16 protein-coding genes and 1 other RNA gene are annotated in these 16,708 nt (G+C 44.6%); 9 read left to right on the top strand and 8 right to left on the bottom strand.

Annotated features, from left to right (window positions below; genetic code table 11):
* Positions 1–351 precede the first annotated feature (351 nt).
* From ACBR23_RS16205 to ACBR23_RS16195, 3 genes are all read left to right on the top strand, one after another.
* A complete protein-coding gene (locus ACBR23_RS16205) occupies positions 352–1,524 on the top strand; it encodes a 5-(carboxyamino)imidazole ribonucleotide synthase (protein WP_371119930.1) in 1,173 nt (390 codons plus the stop codon).
* A gap of 51 nt (positions 1,525–1,575) precedes the next feature.
* Positions 1,576–1,763, top strand: a non-coding RNA gene (ssrS, locus tag ACBR23_RS16200) — 6S RNA.
* A gap of 232 nt (positions 1,764–1,995) precedes the next feature.
* Entirely contained in the window at positions 1,996–2,778 is a 783-nt protein-coding gene (locus ACBR23_RS16195; protein WP_371119929.1) for a glutathione S-transferase family protein, read from the top strand.
* Between the two features lie 9 nt (positions 2,779–2,787).
* On the opposite strand, the gene ACBR23_RS16190 is transcribed toward ACBR23_RS16195, so the two are convergent.
* Both ACBR23_RS16190 and ACBR23_RS16185 read right to left on the bottom strand, forming a co-directional pair.
* Positions 2,788–3,183: an ACP S-malonyltransferase gene (locus tag ACBR23_RS16190; RefSeq protein ID WP_340550274.1), complete on the bottom strand. Its 396-nt coding sequence runs from the start codon at positions 3,181–3,183 to the stop codon at positions 2,788–2,790.
* A complete protein-coding gene (locus ACBR23_RS16185; RefSeq protein ID WP_340550273.1) occupies positions 3,180–3,569 on the bottom strand; it encodes a DUF433 domain-containing protein in 390 nt (129 codons plus the stop codon). Before ACBR23_RS16185 ends, ACBR23_RS16190 begins: the two co-directional genes overlap by 4 nt.
* Positions 3,570–3,984: 415 nt before the next feature.
* Between ACBR23_RS16185 and rpmI the strand changes: the two genes are divergently transcribed.
* The 6 genes from rpmI (at position 3,985) to ACBR23_RS16155 (ending at position 9,255) form a co-directional block, all read left to right on the top strand.
* On the top strand, positions 3,985–4,182 hold the full coding sequence (rpmI, locus tag ACBR23_RS16180) for a 50S ribosomal protein L35 (protein WP_293245916.1): 198 nt from the start codon (positions 3,985–3,987) through the stop codon (positions 4,180–4,182).
* Between the two features lie 19 nt (positions 4,183–4,201).
* Positions 4,202–4,558, top strand: a complete 357-nt coding sequence (gene rplT / locus ACBR23_RS16175) for a 50S ribosomal protein L20 (RefSeq protein ID WP_340520188.1) — start codon at positions 4,202–4,204, stop codon at positions 4,556–4,558.
* Between the two features lie 272 nt (positions 4,559–4,830).
* Positions 4,831–5,361, top strand: coding sequence for a tetratricopeptide repeat protein (locus tag ACBR23_RS16170; RefSeq protein ID WP_341737949.1), 531 nt, complete (start codon positions 4,831–4,833; stop codon positions 5,359–5,361).
* Positions 5,362–6,080: 719 nt separating this feature from the next.
* A complete protein-coding gene (locus ACBR23_RS16165) occupies positions 6,081–6,458 on the top strand; it encodes a response regulator (protein ID WP_341737950.1) in 378 nt (125 codons plus the stop codon).
* Complete coding sequence (locus ACBR23_RS16160) at positions 6,455–7,063, top strand: chemotaxis protein CheC (protein WP_371117027.1); 609 nt, start codon at positions 6,455–6,457, stop codon at positions 7,061–7,063. Before ACBR23_RS16165 ends, ACBR23_RS16160 begins: the two co-directional genes overlap by 4 nt.
* The gene (locus tag ACBR23_RS16155; protein ID WP_371119928.1) at positions 7,060–9,255 is read left to right on the top strand and encodes a diguanylate cyclase domain-containing protein; all 2,196 of its coding nucleotides are present in this window, start codon (positions 7,060–7,062) and stop codon (positions 9,253–9,255) included. Before ACBR23_RS16160 ends, ACBR23_RS16155 begins: the two co-directional genes overlap by 4 nt.
* Positions 9,256–9,437: 182 nt before the next feature.
* Here the strand turns inward: ACBR23_RS16155 and ACBR23_RS16150 are convergent, their stop codons facing one another.
* The 6 genes from ACBR23_RS16150 to ACBR23_RS16125 form a co-directional block, all read right to left on the bottom strand.
* Complete coding sequence (locus tag ACBR23_RS16150) at positions 9,438–10,016, bottom strand: hypothetical protein (protein WP_341737952.1); 579 nt, start codon at positions 10,014–10,016, stop codon at positions 9,438–9,440.
* 12 nt (positions 10,017–10,028) lie between these two features.
* Entirely contained in the window at positions 10,029–10,286 is a 258-nt protein-coding gene (locus ACBR23_RS16145) for a hypothetical protein (RefSeq protein ID WP_371117025.1), read from the bottom strand.
* A gap of 864 nt (positions 10,287–11,150) precedes the next feature.
* Positions 11,151–13,088 carry a hypothetical protein gene (locus ACBR23_RS16140; RefSeq protein WP_371119927.1) on the bottom strand — a complete coding sequence of 646 codons (1,938 nt, stop codon included), beginning with the start codon at positions 13,086–13,088 and terminating at the stop codon, positions 11,151–11,153.
* A 183-nt stretch (positions 13,089–13,271) separates the two neighbouring features.
* Positions 13,272–14,093, bottom strand: coding sequence for a hypothetical protein (locus ACBR23_RS16135; protein WP_371119926.1), 822 nt, complete (start codon positions 14,091–14,093; stop codon positions 13,272–13,274).
* Between the two features lie 35 nt (positions 14,094–14,128).
* Entirely contained in the window at positions 14,129–14,638 is a 510-nt protein-coding gene (locus ACBR23_RS16130) for a hypothetical protein (protein ID WP_340541226.1), read from the bottom strand.
* A 30-nt stretch (positions 14,639–14,668) separates the two neighbouring features.
* The gene (locus tag ACBR23_RS16125) at positions 14,669–16,705 is read right to left on the bottom strand and encodes a hypothetical protein (protein ID WP_371119925.1); all 2,037 of its coding nucleotides are present in this window, start codon (positions 16,703–16,705) and stop codon (positions 14,669–14,671) included.
* Between the last annotated feature and the right edge of the window lie 3 nt (positions 16,706–16,708).

Below are 16,708 nucleotides of genomic sequence, written 5' to 3'. Positions count from 1 at the left end.
GATGGCTAATCCTGAATTCACGCCTGTAGAGTAGAAGGAGCCGACTCCCTACGTAGAAGCAGGAAGTAAGTTTTAAGTGTCCGAGATGTCATTCTTGTCCGCTTTATGTCAATCTTATGTAGCAGATGGGTCAACCAGTGCCAGGATTAAAAACTTTCCTAGATCCTGGATGCTGGGCTGATTCTTAGATTCAATAGACATCTCCCATAATTGTTGTGGAATAGGCATCCTGCCTGTTTTTGACTGTCTTTTTAGGAGATGTCTATTGTTGGTGTTACCGCCCCTACAGGATATTTATGTCGTTACTTTTTGTTATAAAATAGTCAGGTTAACATATTGAAAATTAGTCAGATGAAATTTACTCCATCCACTGCCAGTACATCTCCTAAAATTAAGCGGGTGGGTGTTGTCGGCGGCGGTCAACTAGCTTGGATGATGGGGTCTGCTGCTAGTAAGCTGGGTATTGAATTGGTGGTGCAAACTCCCCAGGCTACTGACCCGGCAAATTCTATTGCTAGTGATACTGTTTTGGCGGCAATTGATGATGTTAATGCTACCGCTGAATTAGCCACTCGCTCTGATGTTATTACTTTTGAAAATGAGTTTGTGGATTTGGATGGTTTGCGGACACTAGAAAATCAAGGTGTTTTATTTCAGCCTAGTTTGTCCTCTCTAGATCCTTTGTTGGATAAGTACGTGCAGCGCTGTTATTTACAAGATTTGGGTTTACCCACTCCGTCGTTTTGGCAATGGGATTGTAGCCAGGATTTGCCCTTGGATTTTCCCTTGGTTATCAAAGTTCGCCGCCACGGTTATGATGGTCAAGGTACTTTTGTGGTCAAAGATTCAGCGAGTCTGGAGTCGATTTGTATTAACCTCAAAGGTGTAGCTTTGTTGGTGGAAGAGTTTGTGCCTTTCGATCGCGAATTGGCTGTAATTGCAGCTCGATCTGCCAACGGTGAAATTGCCATTTACCCGATCGTAGAAACTCAACAGGAAAATCAGGTTTGTCGTCTGGCGATCGCACCGGCCCGGATTAGTTTGGAGATCGAAGCCCAAGCTTCTGCGATCGCCCGTACTCTCCTCAATAGTTTACAAGCTGTGGGCGTATTCGGCATTGAACTATTTTTAACCGCCGACAATCAACTATTGGTCAATGAAATTGCACCGCGCACTCACAATTCGGGACACTTTACCATCGATGCTTGCAAAACTTCACAATTTGAACAACATTTGCGTGCAGTTTGTCAACTGCCTTTAGGCAATTGCGATTTAATCTCTGCTGGTGCTGTGATGGTAAATTTACTCGGCTATGAATCGGCTGAGTCGGATTATTCAGAAAAACGAAAAAAACTGGCACAAATAGAGGGTGCTTTTGTACATTGGTATGGTAAGAAAGTATCGCGTCCGGGCCGCAAACTGGGTCACGTTACTGTTTTGCTGGATGAGGAAGCGTTGGAGCATGGGCGATCGCCAGCAGAGGCGATCGCTCAAACCATTGAATCTATCTGGAATCCAAATTAGATCGATGGAAGAGTTGCCAAAATCGAGTTAGTTGCTATATATTAAATACAGGTTCTACTGCGACGTTGGTGACTGCCAATAATGTTTTTTTGATCTATAACTCTTAACTCTCGGGAATCAAGATGTTTGGACAGCAGTAAACTGGGCTTGTACCCAGAAACTTTAAGTCCGAGCCAACGGTGCCCACCTGGTAAAATACCAGGTCAAAAGCTGAGGTAAAACGGCGTTGCGGTGAACCCTTAAAAAACATTGATTGAGATAGGCGCTGTGAAATATGGCGAGCCTATTTTTTTGTTGAATTTGTTAAATTTGTTATCGGCTTTAAGTTTAATTTTAAATTAATTGCCGATCGGCCCCTTGCCATTATAGCAACCGCCAAGGTGGTTAAGGCATAACTTTGGGGTAATGGCTCTGCTATTCTCTAAAAAAGACCGATAAGTCTGCCAACATTTACACAACTAAATTAATTCAATGAATCATCATTCAACCATTGCCAATACCGAAGTTGTCCGCCTCATCACCATCCCCATCAGTCACTACTGCGAAAAAGTGCGGTGGGCCCTGGATTTACTAAAAATCCCCTACATAGAAGAAAGACACGTACCAGCTTTTCACCTCTGGGCTACCCGCAAACACGGAGGAAGCAGCGTTCCCATTTTAGTTGCCAAATCTGGGAACTTTATTGATTCAACAGATATTTTGCATTACCTCGATACTCTCAATCCAGAAAGCCACGGTTTGTATCCAAAAGAGCCTGAATTGCGCCGAGAAGTCGAAGAACTTGAAGAGTTATTTGATGCTAGACTGGGAGCAGATACTCGCAATTGGGGATATTTTTATCGATCGGGCGATCGCGAAACAATGCGAACTGGTTGGTGCAGCGGTACGCCTCAACTTGAGCGTCTTGGGTTTGAAATAATCTTTCCGTTCCTTAGCAGTACAATACGGCAACGCTACAACATAACAGTAGATTCCGCAGCCAAGGCGCTGCAAGGAATCCAAGAAATTTTTGAGATTGTCGATCGAAGATTAGCAGGCGGCAAAACCTATTTACTGGGCGATACAATATCCGCAGCAGACATAACTTTTGCAGCGCTAGCAGCTCCGGTTTTACTGCCACCGGAACATCCTGTTATGGTATCAAAAATTGCAGAATTGCCGATCGAAATGGCAGCGGTAATTAAAGAATTGCAGTTAACTGCCGCCGGAGTTTACGCCCTCCGCTTGTATCGAGAGCAGCGCCAAGTTCAGTAATAAACAGTCTCATGGAATGAAAAGTCTCATTGAACCTTTGTAGTCATCAATATCAAAGATAATCTCAATCAGCCGATCGATACAAAGATTGCGATAATCAGGATCGGTCAAGACTCGATCGGCATCTCCAATAGTGACAACGGGCAATGAAGTTGATGTATTTTCTTCACGCATCACTTTCTCTAGAGAATTCTTACCTTTCATACTCCGATTGGCTGTTAGCAAGATCATTTGATTTGTCTGTGCAAACCGCCAAACTACTCTGTCATCACTCGTAACGGATAATGCAACTTCTTCAAAAGTTATAAAGCGAATCGGTAGCAGATCCAGCCAACCAAGGCTAGCAATATTACCTGCTAAAAGTAGAGTATGTCCTTCAAGATTATGATCGACCAGGAAAATCATGCGTGGAGCTCCAACTGAGCTTGATGTTTTGCTTTCTGTGCTTGAAGCTTTTCCCAAGCAGCCTCCATACCTGGTTTAGGTGGCTTTGTGGCAAGTCGGGCAATCAGCTCGCGATTTCGCTCTTCGTAATACTGCCGAAGTTCTTCAGCTTCCTTCAGCACAATTTCATACTCGGCTTGAACTTCAGCGCGATTTGTCTCAATATAGGCTACAGCCGCGTTAATTTGCTCATCGGTTAGATTGAAAAGACCACGGATGAACCTGAGTGGGTATTGGGCAGTCACGTAATCCATCACATCGTAGAGCGTGATGCGCGTTTCTGCGATCGTCAGTCCCCGATCTGTACGAATGATTGCTGACTGTTTGTTGGATGCTGCCGTCACCATGAATTCCCCCTCAATAAGTTATTTTTATTATATCTCATCAGGCATAATTGCGTCCGCAGCCACTCAATTCCTTCGACTATGAAGCTGCGTGTTCTCTCAATATCTTCAGCAGGTGATGGAAACATATAGAGGTAATTTCACTGGTGAACTCTTGAAAGATATCCTGTTCAAATTCATCAGAGATGGCCACTAATCTTAGCCGCTCACCTTTAATAGTCAGAGACCGTAAATCGGGAGGCTGAGGGCTGCAAAAGTGAAATGTGTTCATAATTCTGTAATTTTAGATGTCAACTGCGCCCAACAACCGCAAGAGCCTGCCGATCGGCCCATCCTGAATATATTGCCAGAAATCCAGCTTGCAGAAAGTACCACAAACGTGATACGGTTATAGCTTGTGTCCAAATAACACCAGTCCATGCCAAAACTCAAAACTCGCAAAGCAGCCGCAAAGCGCTTTAGAGCGACCGGCACCGGTAAAATTGTGCGCCGCAAAGCTTACAAAAGCCACTTGCTCTCCCACAAAAGTTCAGCCCGCAAAAGTCGCTTGTCTAAATTGGTCGTCATCGACGAGACCAACGACGATAACGTGCGGTTAATGCTTCCATACTTGTAAAGTTTAACGGTAATCAAAGATGACACGGGTAAAACGCGGTAATGTCGCTAGAGCGCGCCGCAAAAAAATTCTCAAACTAGCCAAGGGATTCCGAGGCGCACAGTCGAAACAGTTCCGCACAGCTAACCAACGGGTGATGCAAGCCCTGCGTAACGGTTATCGCGATCGCAAAAAACGCAAACGCGACTTCCGCCGCCTGTGGATTGCTCGGATCAATGCAGCATCTCGCTTGCACGGCATGAGTTATAGCAAACTCATCGGCAATATGAAGAAAGCAAACATTGAAATCAATCGCAAAATGTTGGCACAAATGGCAATCCTTGACCCCGCAACATTTGGCAAAGTCGTGGAAATGGCCAAGTCAGCCGCATCGTGAAAGCTTGAATAGTTTTCTGAAGGAAGAAATAAGAAGTAAGAAGGATGTAGTTATCTGCCAGAGAAGGAAGACTTCTTAGATAAATCTAGGAGATTGAGACCGCTTTTCCTTCTTTGTTCTTACTTCTAGATTCTTGCTTTTTGAAAGCGCTATCCTGGGTAATTACCTCAGCCATTTCCCGGTTTTTAGTACAAGTTATTCGTCAAATATCAAGGATTGTCATTGCATTCAAATACATAAAAAAATCCAAATACCAACCAAATTTTAAAAGCATGGATAGCAATTTACTCATTATTTACTTGTCTGTCTTGCTACTCATACTAGGCAGTGCTTCCTGGTTTATAGTCAGCCAGATATTCAAAACTCGCAAGCGGGAAATGTCCCTGGAACGCTTAGAAACAAAGCTGACGAAAGAGAAGGGAACAGCCCAGGAATACTACCAATTGGGCAGTATTTATCTAGACAAAAGTCTTTATTCCCAGGCGATATTGCTATTTCAAAAAGCCCTGAAATCCGAAGATTTAGAAGGTGCAGAAAATGCAGCGATAATTTATAACGCTCTCGGTTTTGCACACTTCGGTCAAGAACAGTACGATATAGCAATCCGTTATTACAAAGAAGCCATTAAGTTGCAGCCCGGCTACGTCACATCGATCAATAATTTGGGCCACTCCTACGAGCGTAAAAAATTAGAATCTCAAGCTTTAGAAATGTACGAAGAAGTCCTAAAACACGAGCCAGACAATGCGACGGCAAAACGACGAGTAGAATCTCTTCGCAAACGGTTGGTAAGCTATAGTTAACCCAAGCTTTCAGCAGCAACATACATCCTGTAAACCGGGCTTCATCAAGAAACCGGGTTTTTTGCTATTTGTTTGATAATATTGCCGATACCTAAAACTGGGAGCGATCGAACAAGGTTTACATAGCACAAGTACGTAAATACCGCAATTTGGGAATGTTTACCATGTCATTTGCTAGAAAGTGGTTAAACTTTACTGATGCAGGACTGCAAAAAACCCGGTTTCTGTGAAAAATCGTCGCTCTCTCGCCTGAGATATTGACCGAGAAACCGGGTTTTTGACCCCCTGTGCCTAAGTCCTGTGATGATGGGTTCAGGATTGCTATAGGAACCTCAGAATCGGTCTTTGGATTCTTAAGAATCTCCCCTATTTAGCCTAGGGAATTTGGGAGATTGTCAAATTAAGCAAGATAATTGTAGATGTGGTTTCAGTCTAAGCCACGATCGTAATACAGCGATAAATATCAAGAACAGAGCCGGCCTTCATCCGGTTCTCACATCTCAACGCCTAAGCTTCGCAATAGCTCGATTGGTTGAGAACCCCTCACTATATGATGGATATATTTATTCCTGTTAGCCTGCCTGGTCTACTAATGTAGAGAGAGTTTTTGAGCTATGCAGGGGCGTCGCGATCGCGACGCCCCTGCATAAAATACTGTCAAAATAAAAGCAGTACCTGCCAAGCTGGTTAGTCATCAACAATTGAAGGAGGAAAACGTAGTGACATCAATTCTCGTTGTCGAAGATTCGTGGTTGACTCGCAGGGTAATCTGCAAAATCCTGCGAGCAGAAGGATACGAGACTTGGGAAGCATCGAGTGGCCCAGAAGCTCTGGAACTGCTAGATACTCAGACCCCAAACTGTATGCTTTTGGATCTCCTCATGCCAGACATGGAAGGTAGGGAAGTCTTGCAAGCTATGCGGGAGAAAGGAATTAAAGTTCCTGTGATCGTAATTACCGCAGACATCCAATCCACCACCCGCGAAGAGTGTATGGAACTCGGAGCCCTCACAGTCATTCACAAAATGCCCAACTCCGACGAACTGGTTGGGTGGATCAAAAAAGCTCTCAGTGCCAGCGAGGAGAGCGCCCCATGAAATTGACCGCTCGACAGCTCGATGCTTTGCAGGAACTCGTCAACATCGGGATTGGTCAAGCAGCAGGGATCTTGAACGACATGATTGACTCCCCCATTCGCTTGCAAATCCCCTACCTCCAAATCCTGACTCCCAACGATGTACAAGTACAGTTAGAGCAACACCTCAACGGCGAGCAAATCGCCGCCGTGCAGCTAAAATTCACAGGCTCTTTTGGAGGTATTGCTCAGCTAGTATTTCCTACCAACAGCGCCGCCACCCTCGTGACGATGCTAACTGGGGAAGAAGCCGGAACTCATGACCTAGATTCGGTGAAAATTGGTACGCTAAGTGAAGTGGGAAATATTGTAATCAACGGGGTTATGGGTGCTATCAGCAATGTACTTAAGCAGCGCTTGAACTACTCAATTCCCAATTACACGGAAGGGACGATCGCCACTTTGCTAGTATCTGGCGGCTTGACTGCCGATACAGTAGTTTTATTGGCCCAGACTCGTTTCATTATTGAAAAGCTTCACATTGAAGGAGATATTATCCTCATTTTCAATGTCAGTTCTTTTGATACCTTGTTGGCTGCTATCAATCAACTTGCCGGGGGTCTATGAGCCAGGAGAGCAAAACTATTGAGCAAAAGTTTGGGGTTCTAGACAGCGTACCAGTCGGCGCTTGCCTGCTGCGAGATGATTTTGTGGTTCTGTTTTGGAATACCTGTTTGGAAGACTGGACGAAAATTCCCCGCAGTCAAATGTTGGGTACAAAAATCACAACGCATTTTCCTCATTTAAACCAGCTAAAGTACGCAACTCGCTTTCAGCAAATCTTTGCAGGAGGTCCACCAACAATTTTTTCTTCTCAAATTCACAAACACCTGATTCCGGCAACTTGGCAAGACGGGCAGCAGCGCATCCAGCAAACTACTGTGACGGCTGTGCCGGCCCAAGAGGATGACATCGCAGAATTGGAGATTGGAAAGTTGGTTGTCCAAAATGTTGAGTGGGAAGCAGAAGGTACGATCGAACTCCAAGCCGCTGGAAACAATGTTTTGTTAAATAACTCTCAGTCCGCTATAGCTTCACTGACATGGCCGCCGACCAATTCCCAATCATTCTACGCCCTGTTGGTGATTCAGGACGTCACGGAGCTCACTCACCGGATTCAAGGTTATCGGGCGATGCGGGATCAGGCTTTGGAAGAAGTGAAAGTGCGTCAGCGGGTGGAGGAAGAATTGCGATCGAGCCAGCACTTCATCCAGCAGATTGCTGACGTGGCACCTTATTTACTATATATCTACGACCTGACCGAACAGCGCAACGTTTACGTCAACGGTCAGGCCTTGAAATTGCTGGGCTACACTCCCCAAGAAATTTTAGAGATGGAAACGGCTTTCTGTTTCTGTCTCGTCTACCCAGAGGATTTGCGGACACTGGAAGAGCACCTGGAACAATTTCCCTCGGCCCAGGATGGCAGCATTTTGGAATTGGAGTATCGGCTGCAACATCGATCGGGCCAATGGCGCTGGTTTCGCTGTCGCGACCAAGTTTTTGCGCGCACCACCGAGGGTCAACCCAAACAAATTTTTGGTACTGCTCAAGATATCACGGAATACAAGCGGGCAGAAGAAGCGCTGCGACAGCAGAACGAACGGGAACTGTTGATGGCAACAATTACTCAACACATTCGCCAGTCTTTGGATTTGGACGAAGTGCTGCACACGACTGTGAACGAAGTGCGCCAGTTTCTACAGGCCGATCGAGTGATGATCGTCCGGTTTAATCCCTGTACCGGCAATGCCTGCGCCACGCCGGCAACGGGCGCGGTGACAGTGGAATCTGTAGCTGCTAACTGCCAGCCGATGCTGGGGGAAACCCTGGAAAATTTTTGTTTTGACGAATTTTATTTGGAAGCGTACCAACATCGGGCGATCCGACCAATCGCCGATATCTGCGCCGCCGATTTACCACAATATCAAATTGATTTGCTCGCACAATTTAATGTCAGAGCTTATTTAGTCGTGCCACTGGTGCAAGGGGAGGATTTGTGGGGGCTGCTGATGGCCCACCAGTGCAGCCCCCGACAGTGGATGCAGTTGGAAGTGGAATTACTGTCTTCTCTGGCGGCCCAGTTGGCGATCGCCATCAAGCAAGCAGAACTTTATCAGCAGTTGCAAGAGGCCAACCAAAAGTTAGAACGCTTAGCCACTTTGGACGCACTCACCCAGCTAGCAAACCGTCGCCGGTTCGATCAATATCTGGCAATGGAGTGGCGCAGACAGTCGCGGGAACAGACGCCCCTGTCCCTAATTCTGTGTGATATTGATTCTTTTAAAAGTTATAACGACACCTATGGTCATCCAGGGGGAGACGAATGTTTGCGACAAGTAGCTAGTGCCATTAGCCATGCAGTCGATCGCCCCGCCGATTTAGTGGCTCGGTATGGTGGCGAAGAATTTGCCGTTATTTTGCCCAATACCCACATCCAAGGCGCTGTGAAAGTCGCCGAACACATCAGGGTTAAAATCGCAGCCCTAAAGCTTCCTCACGCTGGTTCCCCCGTGAGTGAGTACGTCACCGTCAGTTTGGGCGTAGCAAGTATGGTTCCGGCATCGGAAGCGGGAGCGGAAATTTTGATTGCCGCCTCGGATCAAGCCCTCTACCAAGCAAAAAGACTTGGGCGCGATCGCATCCAACTCTACCAATCAGACCCTGCTCCTGGCAAGCCGAACGGGACAACCACTCCCATCATCCCTGTAGATTTTTCTATATCCAATAATAATTTACCTTCTCCCACCAGCGCTTGACTTTTACCAGCTATTTGTGAATCAGGAGTTATATCACATCCGGTTGAACCGGAATGATTAAACCGCAGAGGACACAGAGGACACAGAGGAAGAGAACAGAGAGATCAATGATTCCGATGTCAACGGAATTGATCTGATTCCTTCGCAGACTCAATACGGGAGTAATTCTCAACTTGAAATTCTCAAATCTCAAGCGGAAGGCGGGATTGAATGTTAATGTTTTGAATCGTACTCAGCTCACCGTGAATATTTCTTAACAGTTTTAATTGACCTTTTGCTTGCAATTTTAATTCAAAATTCTGGGTGTCTACGGTCGTTTTATAAATGCTTTCTAGCACGTTAATCTGATTAATTATGTGAACCGTTGTGATTTCTTGGCTTTGATAGCTAGTAGAGGCAGTAACGTTATACTCTTGCAGCAAGTCTTCGGAGTTAGTTAAGATAATCCCAAAGATGAGAGAGGCGAATTTTTCAAGATTTTCTAAATTAGTGTCGTACACCTCAATAAAAAACTCTTGCTCAAATTCCCGCATTACAGTTATTTCTTGGCGGCTTTCCTCTGGGTACTGCTTGAGAGATTTTAAGTTTCTCATGCTTTGATCTAGGGTAAACTTACCTAAATAAACACTAATTTGGGGAAAGGGTTCTGAAGGAGATTCCCTTAACTGTTTAGTGGTAAAATGTTGGTCGGACTGAGGAATGTCTGCACTCAGTTCGGTTTTCAGCAGGTTGGCGATCGCCGTCAGTAGCTTATAAATCATAATCAATCAAAATTAGCTTTGACTACTTTGGGGAGAGACTTCTATAGCCGGTGTTTCAGAATCGAGAGCATAAGTATTTTCCGAGGGAGTGTGGATTGTATTGCTGTCAGCTTTGACCAGTTCTTCTTCCAACACTTGAATTGCACCAGCCATGCGGAGTAAAGTATCTCTCACGTTGGCTTGTTTTGCTTCTAAATCCGCTAGGACTTTTTTACCCGATTCGTATTCAGCTTTGAGTTCTTGCAGACGTTGTTGGAGTTGTTGTTTCATAAAGACCTCACGGGAGCTTGGAAACCCAGTGGCTTTAGCCCTGGGAGGAAAAGCGACACGGGATGCTTTAGCGTCCCTTGAATATTCTTGAAATCCATCAGAAAATTGGGCGGAGCGAAGCGCAGGGTTGAAACCCCATCACTTCGGCTTCGATCAGTACGTCGCCTTTTAGGATGGCTTTGTTTGATTCAATAAATTAATTGACTACCTCTTTCGAGGCGGAGGGGTATGGTTGCCCCTCCTTCGGAGATATGGTTGTCTCCAATCCCTTTCGGGTAAAGTTCGCTTCGCCAATGTTATAAGAGCTTGTGCCGGCTGAAAGCACTGTTCCAGTGACCTTAGAACTGTTTAACTAGCAGCGACAGAGCAAGGGACTAGCGTCGCATCCCAGGGTGTCGTGACTCAAATAACGTAGTCAGCTAAGACTTAGGCTGGTCAGAATGGCTTGTTCGATTACTCTTGCAAGCCCCGTCCCTTAAGGGCGGGGTTCCTGACCACAGTTTTACATCAATTACCTACATCATATCGTTTCCGGTTGCATCGGAATGATAGCAACTCTGGACACTCCAAGTGCCCTTCTTCGTGTCAACTTAACCTCAAACCCAGTCAGAGAGTGTTGTTTGACGATTGGGTCCAGATCCCCCGCATTCTTGCCCCCTACTCAACCCCTACTCACACCCTACTCCCTTAAGAAGGGTGGGACAAGATTCCGCTCAAAGTCAACCCCTACTCACACCCTAACCCGATTAATGGTATCGGTCAATCCTGGACGCACTCAACCGAAAAAACCGGGTTTCTCCTTCTCATCCTCAATCTCCAATGACGCAATTACCTTAAGAAATCGGGTTTTTGTCTCCATGACTATCAGTAATTCCAGGGAATTTCTAGATCGTGAGTGCCAATTTCGCGGAAATGAATAATGCTATTTTGCTTGCTCATATCAATTTTGACACTAAGATAGGTCGTGAGATTACTGGTTTTCGGAATCAGATCTGCCGGGATACGAGCGGCAATATATCGCTGATAAAATTTGCTGTTCCAATGGCGGGCGAATGGGTTATCGTAAGTTCCCAGGAACCTTTCAATGGGATTTCCGTTGACAGTAATGCCAGAGTGCATACAACCATTCCAGTCATTGTTATGTTCGACAAGATAGAGCAACTTGTCACGTCCAGACGGTACGACTGGAACTTTCAATTCCAAATTCGTCTTGGACGGAATCATGGCGAGTACATCACTTTTCCAATTCTCTGAGTTCCAGGTTGTGGCATTACCGCCATTAACTGCCCAGTGGTATCCGACTGCTGATTGAGTTGCATGACTCCAAGGGTTTTTGCTGAATGCTAACCCAGAAAGCCACAAACTACTATTAGTATTAGGCTTAGAAATCAGCGCGAGTTTCCGAGTTTCTCCCGCCGGCAGTGGGGCGAGATTTGTCCCGATCGCGATCGGCAGCCATTGATGAAAATTGGAGTAACTATCACTGAGGGAGCCGTCGGGACAGTAGCAATTTGTGGATCTGTATCCACCAGTCCACATTCCGAGTTCTTCGGTTTTTTTGTTGTCTTTATCTAGCAAATATGCCTTGATCGCGTTCCAGCGATCGCCCCCCAGCACCCTTACCCAGACGGTATTGTAGCCATCGGGAATGTTGACAACAGCACCGTTTCCGTCCGTCTCATTGTTACCTCCGTAGGCAATAATGGGACGATCATTCCACAGGTTTTTTGGGGTGTAGCTTGTATCTTCGTAGTATGATGGGTTTCCTAGTTTCGCGATCGCCCCTGCATTTCTGGCCGCAAAAATATCTTGATAAACAATTGGTTCAGTCGGATACATCCGGTGTCGGAGTGGGTTACTAGACTCAACATTTTTGGCTCGAATGCTACCGTTAACCTCTAATGTCGCCCCTGGATTTGTTGTGCCAATGCCAACATTACCGCGATCGTTAATACAGAGAACGCTCCGACTGTCTCGATCGAGAAAATTAACTAAAGTAGCATCACCAGTTTGATCGATATCCGAGCGGAAAGTTAGCGTTCCCCAACTTTTAATTTGCCCTGAATCAATGCGGAAATCTCCATTTTGAATGTGCAGCTTGTCACTGGGAGATGTCGTACCCAAGCCTATCTTACCATCCACTATCAAATTTTGGGTGACTTTTAAAGCAGTTTGCACCTGAAGAGAACCGGAGGAATGTCCCGATCTGATTGTACCAAAAACGGTAACAGTATCTCCATCATCATTACCGAGTTCGACGTTTCCTTCCATTTTTTCGGTGCTTTTGGAAATTACATTTCCAACTACGGTAAGATTGCCGTAAACTCGCAAATCTTTGGCTTGAAAATCTTTGGTTTCACTGCCTTGCACTACACTATTGACATAGTTTTTTGTAGCTGTGTCTAAGGTAGTTACAGTTTTTTCCACATAGGTTTTGACAGTTGTATCTAATTTTGTTACAGCCGTATCTACATAATTTTTGATCGCTTTTTGGGTAGAAACAATACTATCGCTATTATTGCTCAGACTATCATCAGCAGAAAACTGATTGACGGCTACTCCTTCTGCTAGTTTGAGAGCTCCTTTGATTTCTAAGGGAGTGCTGGTGGTTGGGGCGATCGCGCTTACAGTCAAAGCTTGGGCTATGGTGAGGGGGCCTTGTAAAGATTCTGGTCCTTCTCGGTTGATTTTGGACGTTTCTAGCCGGACGATTTCCTGCATGGCTGCATTCCAGTCTGCCGATCGAACTGGATCGCCTGTTTTTTTGACTTCGGGTGTGAATTTACCGTTGTTGTTTGTCATTGATTTATCACTGAACGAAGATCCGAGTATTTTTGACCGATGGTTTAGAGACTTCACGGACGGGTTAGTTTTCAGTTTTTCCTAGTTCTTTTTCCAGGCTTGAATAGCTCCCACAATCGGGAGTCAAATATTGCTAACAAGAGTAATTTTTCAATCAATTTTTAAGTGTTTCCTCTGAGGGTATTACTGTTTTATGATGTAAGCAAGTACATAAAAAGGAGGCATATTTTCATGTGCTTGATTTCCACCTTGAGATCTTATAGTTATATTGGTTGTTACTGTGTTTGTATCTTTACGGATGGTATCTGCTGCACCTCTATCTCCTTTAGATAGCTCTGAGCTATTATTGTTATCGTCAGTGCCAGCCTCTTGCCTGCTTGCAGACCAGTTATGATAGTGGCCAGGATCATTAATATCATGACTGTGACTGGGCATTTCATTTAGAGTAAGCTGATACTTTTCTACTCCTCCTGTGTTATGAATTATGCGATTGGTAAGTCCTGTTCCCTGTCCACTACCCAGCACAAAACGCCCTCTTAAGTCTGGTGTACTATTATTCCCATCGCACAAAGCCCAGCCACCAGGAATTTGATCTACTGGCCCCGACCACATCAGAATCATGCCTTTAACAACAACACTCTGAACCGCACTGTTTAAGGTTGTTACAGCCCTATCTACATAAGTTTTTACCGCTTTTTGAGTCGGAACAATAGTATCTCTATTATTGCTGAGACTCTCATCACTAGAAAACTGATTGACAGCCACTCCATCGGCCAACTTCAACGCGCCTTTAACTTCTAATTGAATGCTGGTAATAGTTGTCGTATCAACTGCTAATGCCGATTCGATCGTCAGAGGCCCCTCTAAAGAATCCCCGCCCTTGCGGTTAACTTTCGCACTCTCTAAGCGGACTGTTTCCTGCATTCCCGCATTCCATTCATCAGACAAAATTAAATCGCCTGGTTTTTTATGTTGGGGAGCAAATTTGCCGTTATTGGTAGTCATTATTTTTACCTATGCTGAATTTTTGAATCGCCAATTTAAAAAATGATTTCCCAAACTAAAGTCAGCTTGAAATCAGCCGTTTTAGTAATGTTGGGAAATACGACTCGATTGTACATAATTCCACCTTGGGCGCTATTAAATAGTCCGGCTTCAGTCAAAGCTAGCGGTTGATTGGGGGGTTCGGCAAAGTCTAAGTCAACGCACAATCTCACCTTGCGATTTTTTTGTCTGACGGTTCCGCTTTCAACTTTAATCGGGATTTCATCGGCATCGCTTAAATCTCTGGCAAGATCCAGGGGTTTGACTTCTTTGCGAAATACTTCTTTTTGCAATGCGGTATCTTCAACTGGATTCACCGGATTACTCCCAGTACCGATCGCCAAATAACGGATCGGCTCGATTTTTTGATTTAAAAACATTTTCGCAACTAAATCTCGTCCGCTATAGACGATGAAATTATTGGCTTTAACTTCATCGACAAGTTCACCTGCGGGATTAAATTGTTGGATAATCAATCGTCCTTTCATGTCCATTGCATCAGCCATTTTCATAGTTTTAGTTTCCTCAATTGCTAGTTATTCAAAGCCGTTACCTGAGTCGAAATCGGTATAATCAAATACACCGGAGATTAAGAAATTATCGGTCATTTCATGGTAATTTTCGTCAGGGGCGGGAGGTGGGATAGAGGGAAAGCGATCGCCATAGTCAAATATAGCATAATCAAACACTCCAGTAGTTAATAATTTCTCACTCATTTCGTGTCTAATGCCGTCGGGATAGGGAACTTTTAAGCCCAGAAGATTAAATTTTTCTTCGGCTATGTGAGTTTCCAGAAAAGGCGATCGCACGACGGTTAACCTGAGTTGTAAATCATGGGTTTCTCGGAAAACTTTTTCATAATTAATCAGGGCCAAAACACCGGCACCTTTCACATGATTAATGATATTACCAATTTGGTGTCGCGGATGGTCTGACGCTTCACCAAATTTATCAGAATATCCGGGAATATCCCAAGGAATTGTCACTTCAAACATCCCAGGATTAAGTTTGTAAATTCGCATCTCTAAATGGATGGCGACTTCAGCAAAACCTAGGGTACTGGAATCAAACTTTTGCCGATCGAATAAACCGACAGGATAATCCCCGATAATTTGGGCTTCAAAGCGCCACCTAGAGTTACTGATTGGTAGTAAGGGCGTGTTTTCTTGAGTGTGAAAAGGTTGTCCATTGACTAAGACGGTATTCCCTCGAAATAATAACTTATCACCCGATTTTATCCTGCCTTGGTAGCAGATAAAATTTCCAGTATCGAGATGAACTATTCGGGGATTATACAACCCTTCCACAGGTAAAGTTGGTGGAACTTCTAAGAAAATTTCGATTTCGGATGGTTGGGGGTTGAGGCTGGCGGCGACAAACTCTTCAAACAACCTTAAAGGATAGTGATAGGCGACTATACCGAAGGAAGTATTCGGAGGACGTATCCAGGTTTTTTCCGGGTCAAATTCTTCGATCCGAATTTGCTTTTTGGCCGCTAAAGCAGCCTCTGAATCGCCTAAAATACCCAAGTTAGCTGCGACTAAATCAAGAATCCCTTGACGAGTGGCAGCACCTTGCCGCAAAATCGCGATAATCCCTTTCAGTCTTTCCCGATAAGGGGCATAACTTTTTTCTAGTTCCCTGGGATAAGTGGCTTCTAACAGCAGGCGATTTTGTTTGATGCGATTGGTAGTATCTAGGGGATCATTTTCGGGTTTGTAGGATTCTAAAAAGCGATTTAGTTCGGCAATTAAGGCTTGTTCAACTTCACCTTTTGATGGAATGTTGCTAGACTCAATATATTCGGGATAGGCTGCTTCTAATAGGAGTCGGTGCAGTCGTTGGCGATCGTCGTGATTAGTGGGGGCTGCTATGAGTTGCTTAACGCTTTCCAGCAGTAGTATACTCTTAAAGTATGCCTTATTTTTGGCGTAAAAATCTGGTTTTGTGAGTTGCTGGTTTAGTAGTGTTAAGAGTATTTCTTGTAGGGGTTGGGGTACGGATTCGCTACCGTCATATAGGCTTAAAAGTTGTTGGCTTTCAGAATTTAGTTGAGAGTGGAGATACTTACTGACAGGATGTTGGGCGACGAGAATTGAAATTGCTAATTGGGGTAGATTTTTAAATGAATTTTGGTGAAAATTTGGCTGAGTTACTTGGTAGCGATCGAGTATTTGGTTAGTTTCAATAGTCAGCTTTTTGCGTAACTCTTGGGATACTATGTCGGTATTTGCTTGCAGTTTCGCGACGAAACTATCAACATTTTTGATCGAACCGATGCTAAAGCGATCGCTAACCTGAATCAGTTGAGATGTACCACCCAAGGCTTCTAAATAGATGGTAAGTAATTTATCTAAATCGCCTTTTCGCTGACCAATAAAACCTTGAGAACCTTCATTAGTAGCGGTATCTACGTGATGGGCGTGCATCACATCCAATAAGTCAGTTTCTGCTTGTTCGATGATGTAGCCAAAAACATCGATAAATTGATATAGCACACTTTCGACATTTTGGGTGTCGTAAAAGTGCGGTAAGCGACTGGCGATGTTGAGGGTTTTACCGAGTTTTTCCATGAC

It is taken from the genome of Microcoleus sp. (genome assembly GCF_041354475.1).
GTDB lineage: Bacteria > Cyanobacteriota > Cyanobacteriia > Cyanobacteriales > Microcoleaceae > Microcoleus.
This window is presented reverse-complemented; position numbering and strand designations above follow the sequence as displayed.

What these genes read in the sequence shown, in the direction of transcription:
- ACBR23_RS16205 (WP_371119930.1), top strand. Translation starts at nt 352, where the DNA reads ATGAAATTTACTCCATCCACTGCCAGTACATCTCCTAAAATTAAGCGG.
- ACBR23_RS16195 (WP_371119929.1), top strand. Translation starts at nt 1,996, where the DNA reads ATGAATCATCATTCAACCATTGCCAATACCGAAGTTGTCCGCCTCATC.
- ACBR23_RS16190 (WP_340550274.1), bottom strand. Translation starts at nt 3,183, where the DNA reads ATGATTTTCCTGGTCGATCATAATCTTGAAGGACATACTCTACTTTTA.
- ACBR23_RS16185 (WP_340550273.1), bottom strand. Translation starts at nt 3,569, where the DNA reads ATGGTGACGGCAGCATCCAACAAACAGTCAGCAATCATTCGTACAGAT.
- rpmI (WP_293245916.1), top strand. Translation starts at nt 3,985, where the DNA reads ATGCCAAAACTCAAAACTCGCAAAGCAGCCGCAAAGCGCTTTAGAGCG.
- rplT (WP_340520188.1), top strand. Translation starts at nt 4,202, where the DNA reads ATGACACGGGTAAAACGCGGTAATGTCGCTAGAGCGCGCCGCAAAAAA.
- ACBR23_RS16170 (WP_341737949.1), top strand. Translation starts at nt 4,831, where the DNA reads ATGGATAGCAATTTACTCATTATTTACTTGTCTGTCTTGCTACTCATA.
- ACBR23_RS16160 (WP_371117027.1), top strand. Translation starts at nt 6,455, where the DNA reads ATGAAATTGACCGCTCGACAGCTCGATGCTTTGCAGGAACTCGTCAAC.
- ACBR23_RS16155 (WP_371119928.1), top strand. Translation starts at nt 7,060, where the DNA reads ATGAGCCAGGAGAGCAAAACTATTGAGCAAAAGTTTGGGGTTCTAGAC.
- ACBR23_RS16150 (WP_341737952.1), bottom strand. Translation starts at nt 10,016, where the DNA reads ATGATTTATAAGCTACTGACGGCGATCGCCAACCTGCTGAAAACCGAA.
- ACBR23_RS16145 (WP_371117025.1), bottom strand. Translation starts at nt 10,286, where the DNA reads ATGAAACAACAACTCCAACAACGTCTGCAAGAACTCAAAGCTGAATAC.
- ACBR23_RS16140 (WP_371119927.1), bottom strand. Translation starts at nt 13,088, where the DNA reads ATGACAAACAACAACGGTAAATTCACACCCGAAGTCAAAAAAACAGGC.
- ACBR23_RS16135 (WP_371119926.1), bottom strand. Translation starts at nt 14,093, where the DNA reads ATGACTACCAATAACGGCAAATTTGCTCCCCAACATAAAAAACCAGGC.
- ACBR23_RS16130 (WP_340541226.1), bottom strand. Translation starts at nt 14,638, where the DNA reads ATGGCTGATGCAATGGACATGAAAGGACGATTGATTATCCAACAATTT.
- ACBR23_RS16125 (WP_371119925.1), bottom strand. Translation starts at nt 16,705, where the DNA reads ATGGAAAAACTCGGTAAAACCCTCAACATCGCCAGTCGCTTACCGCAC.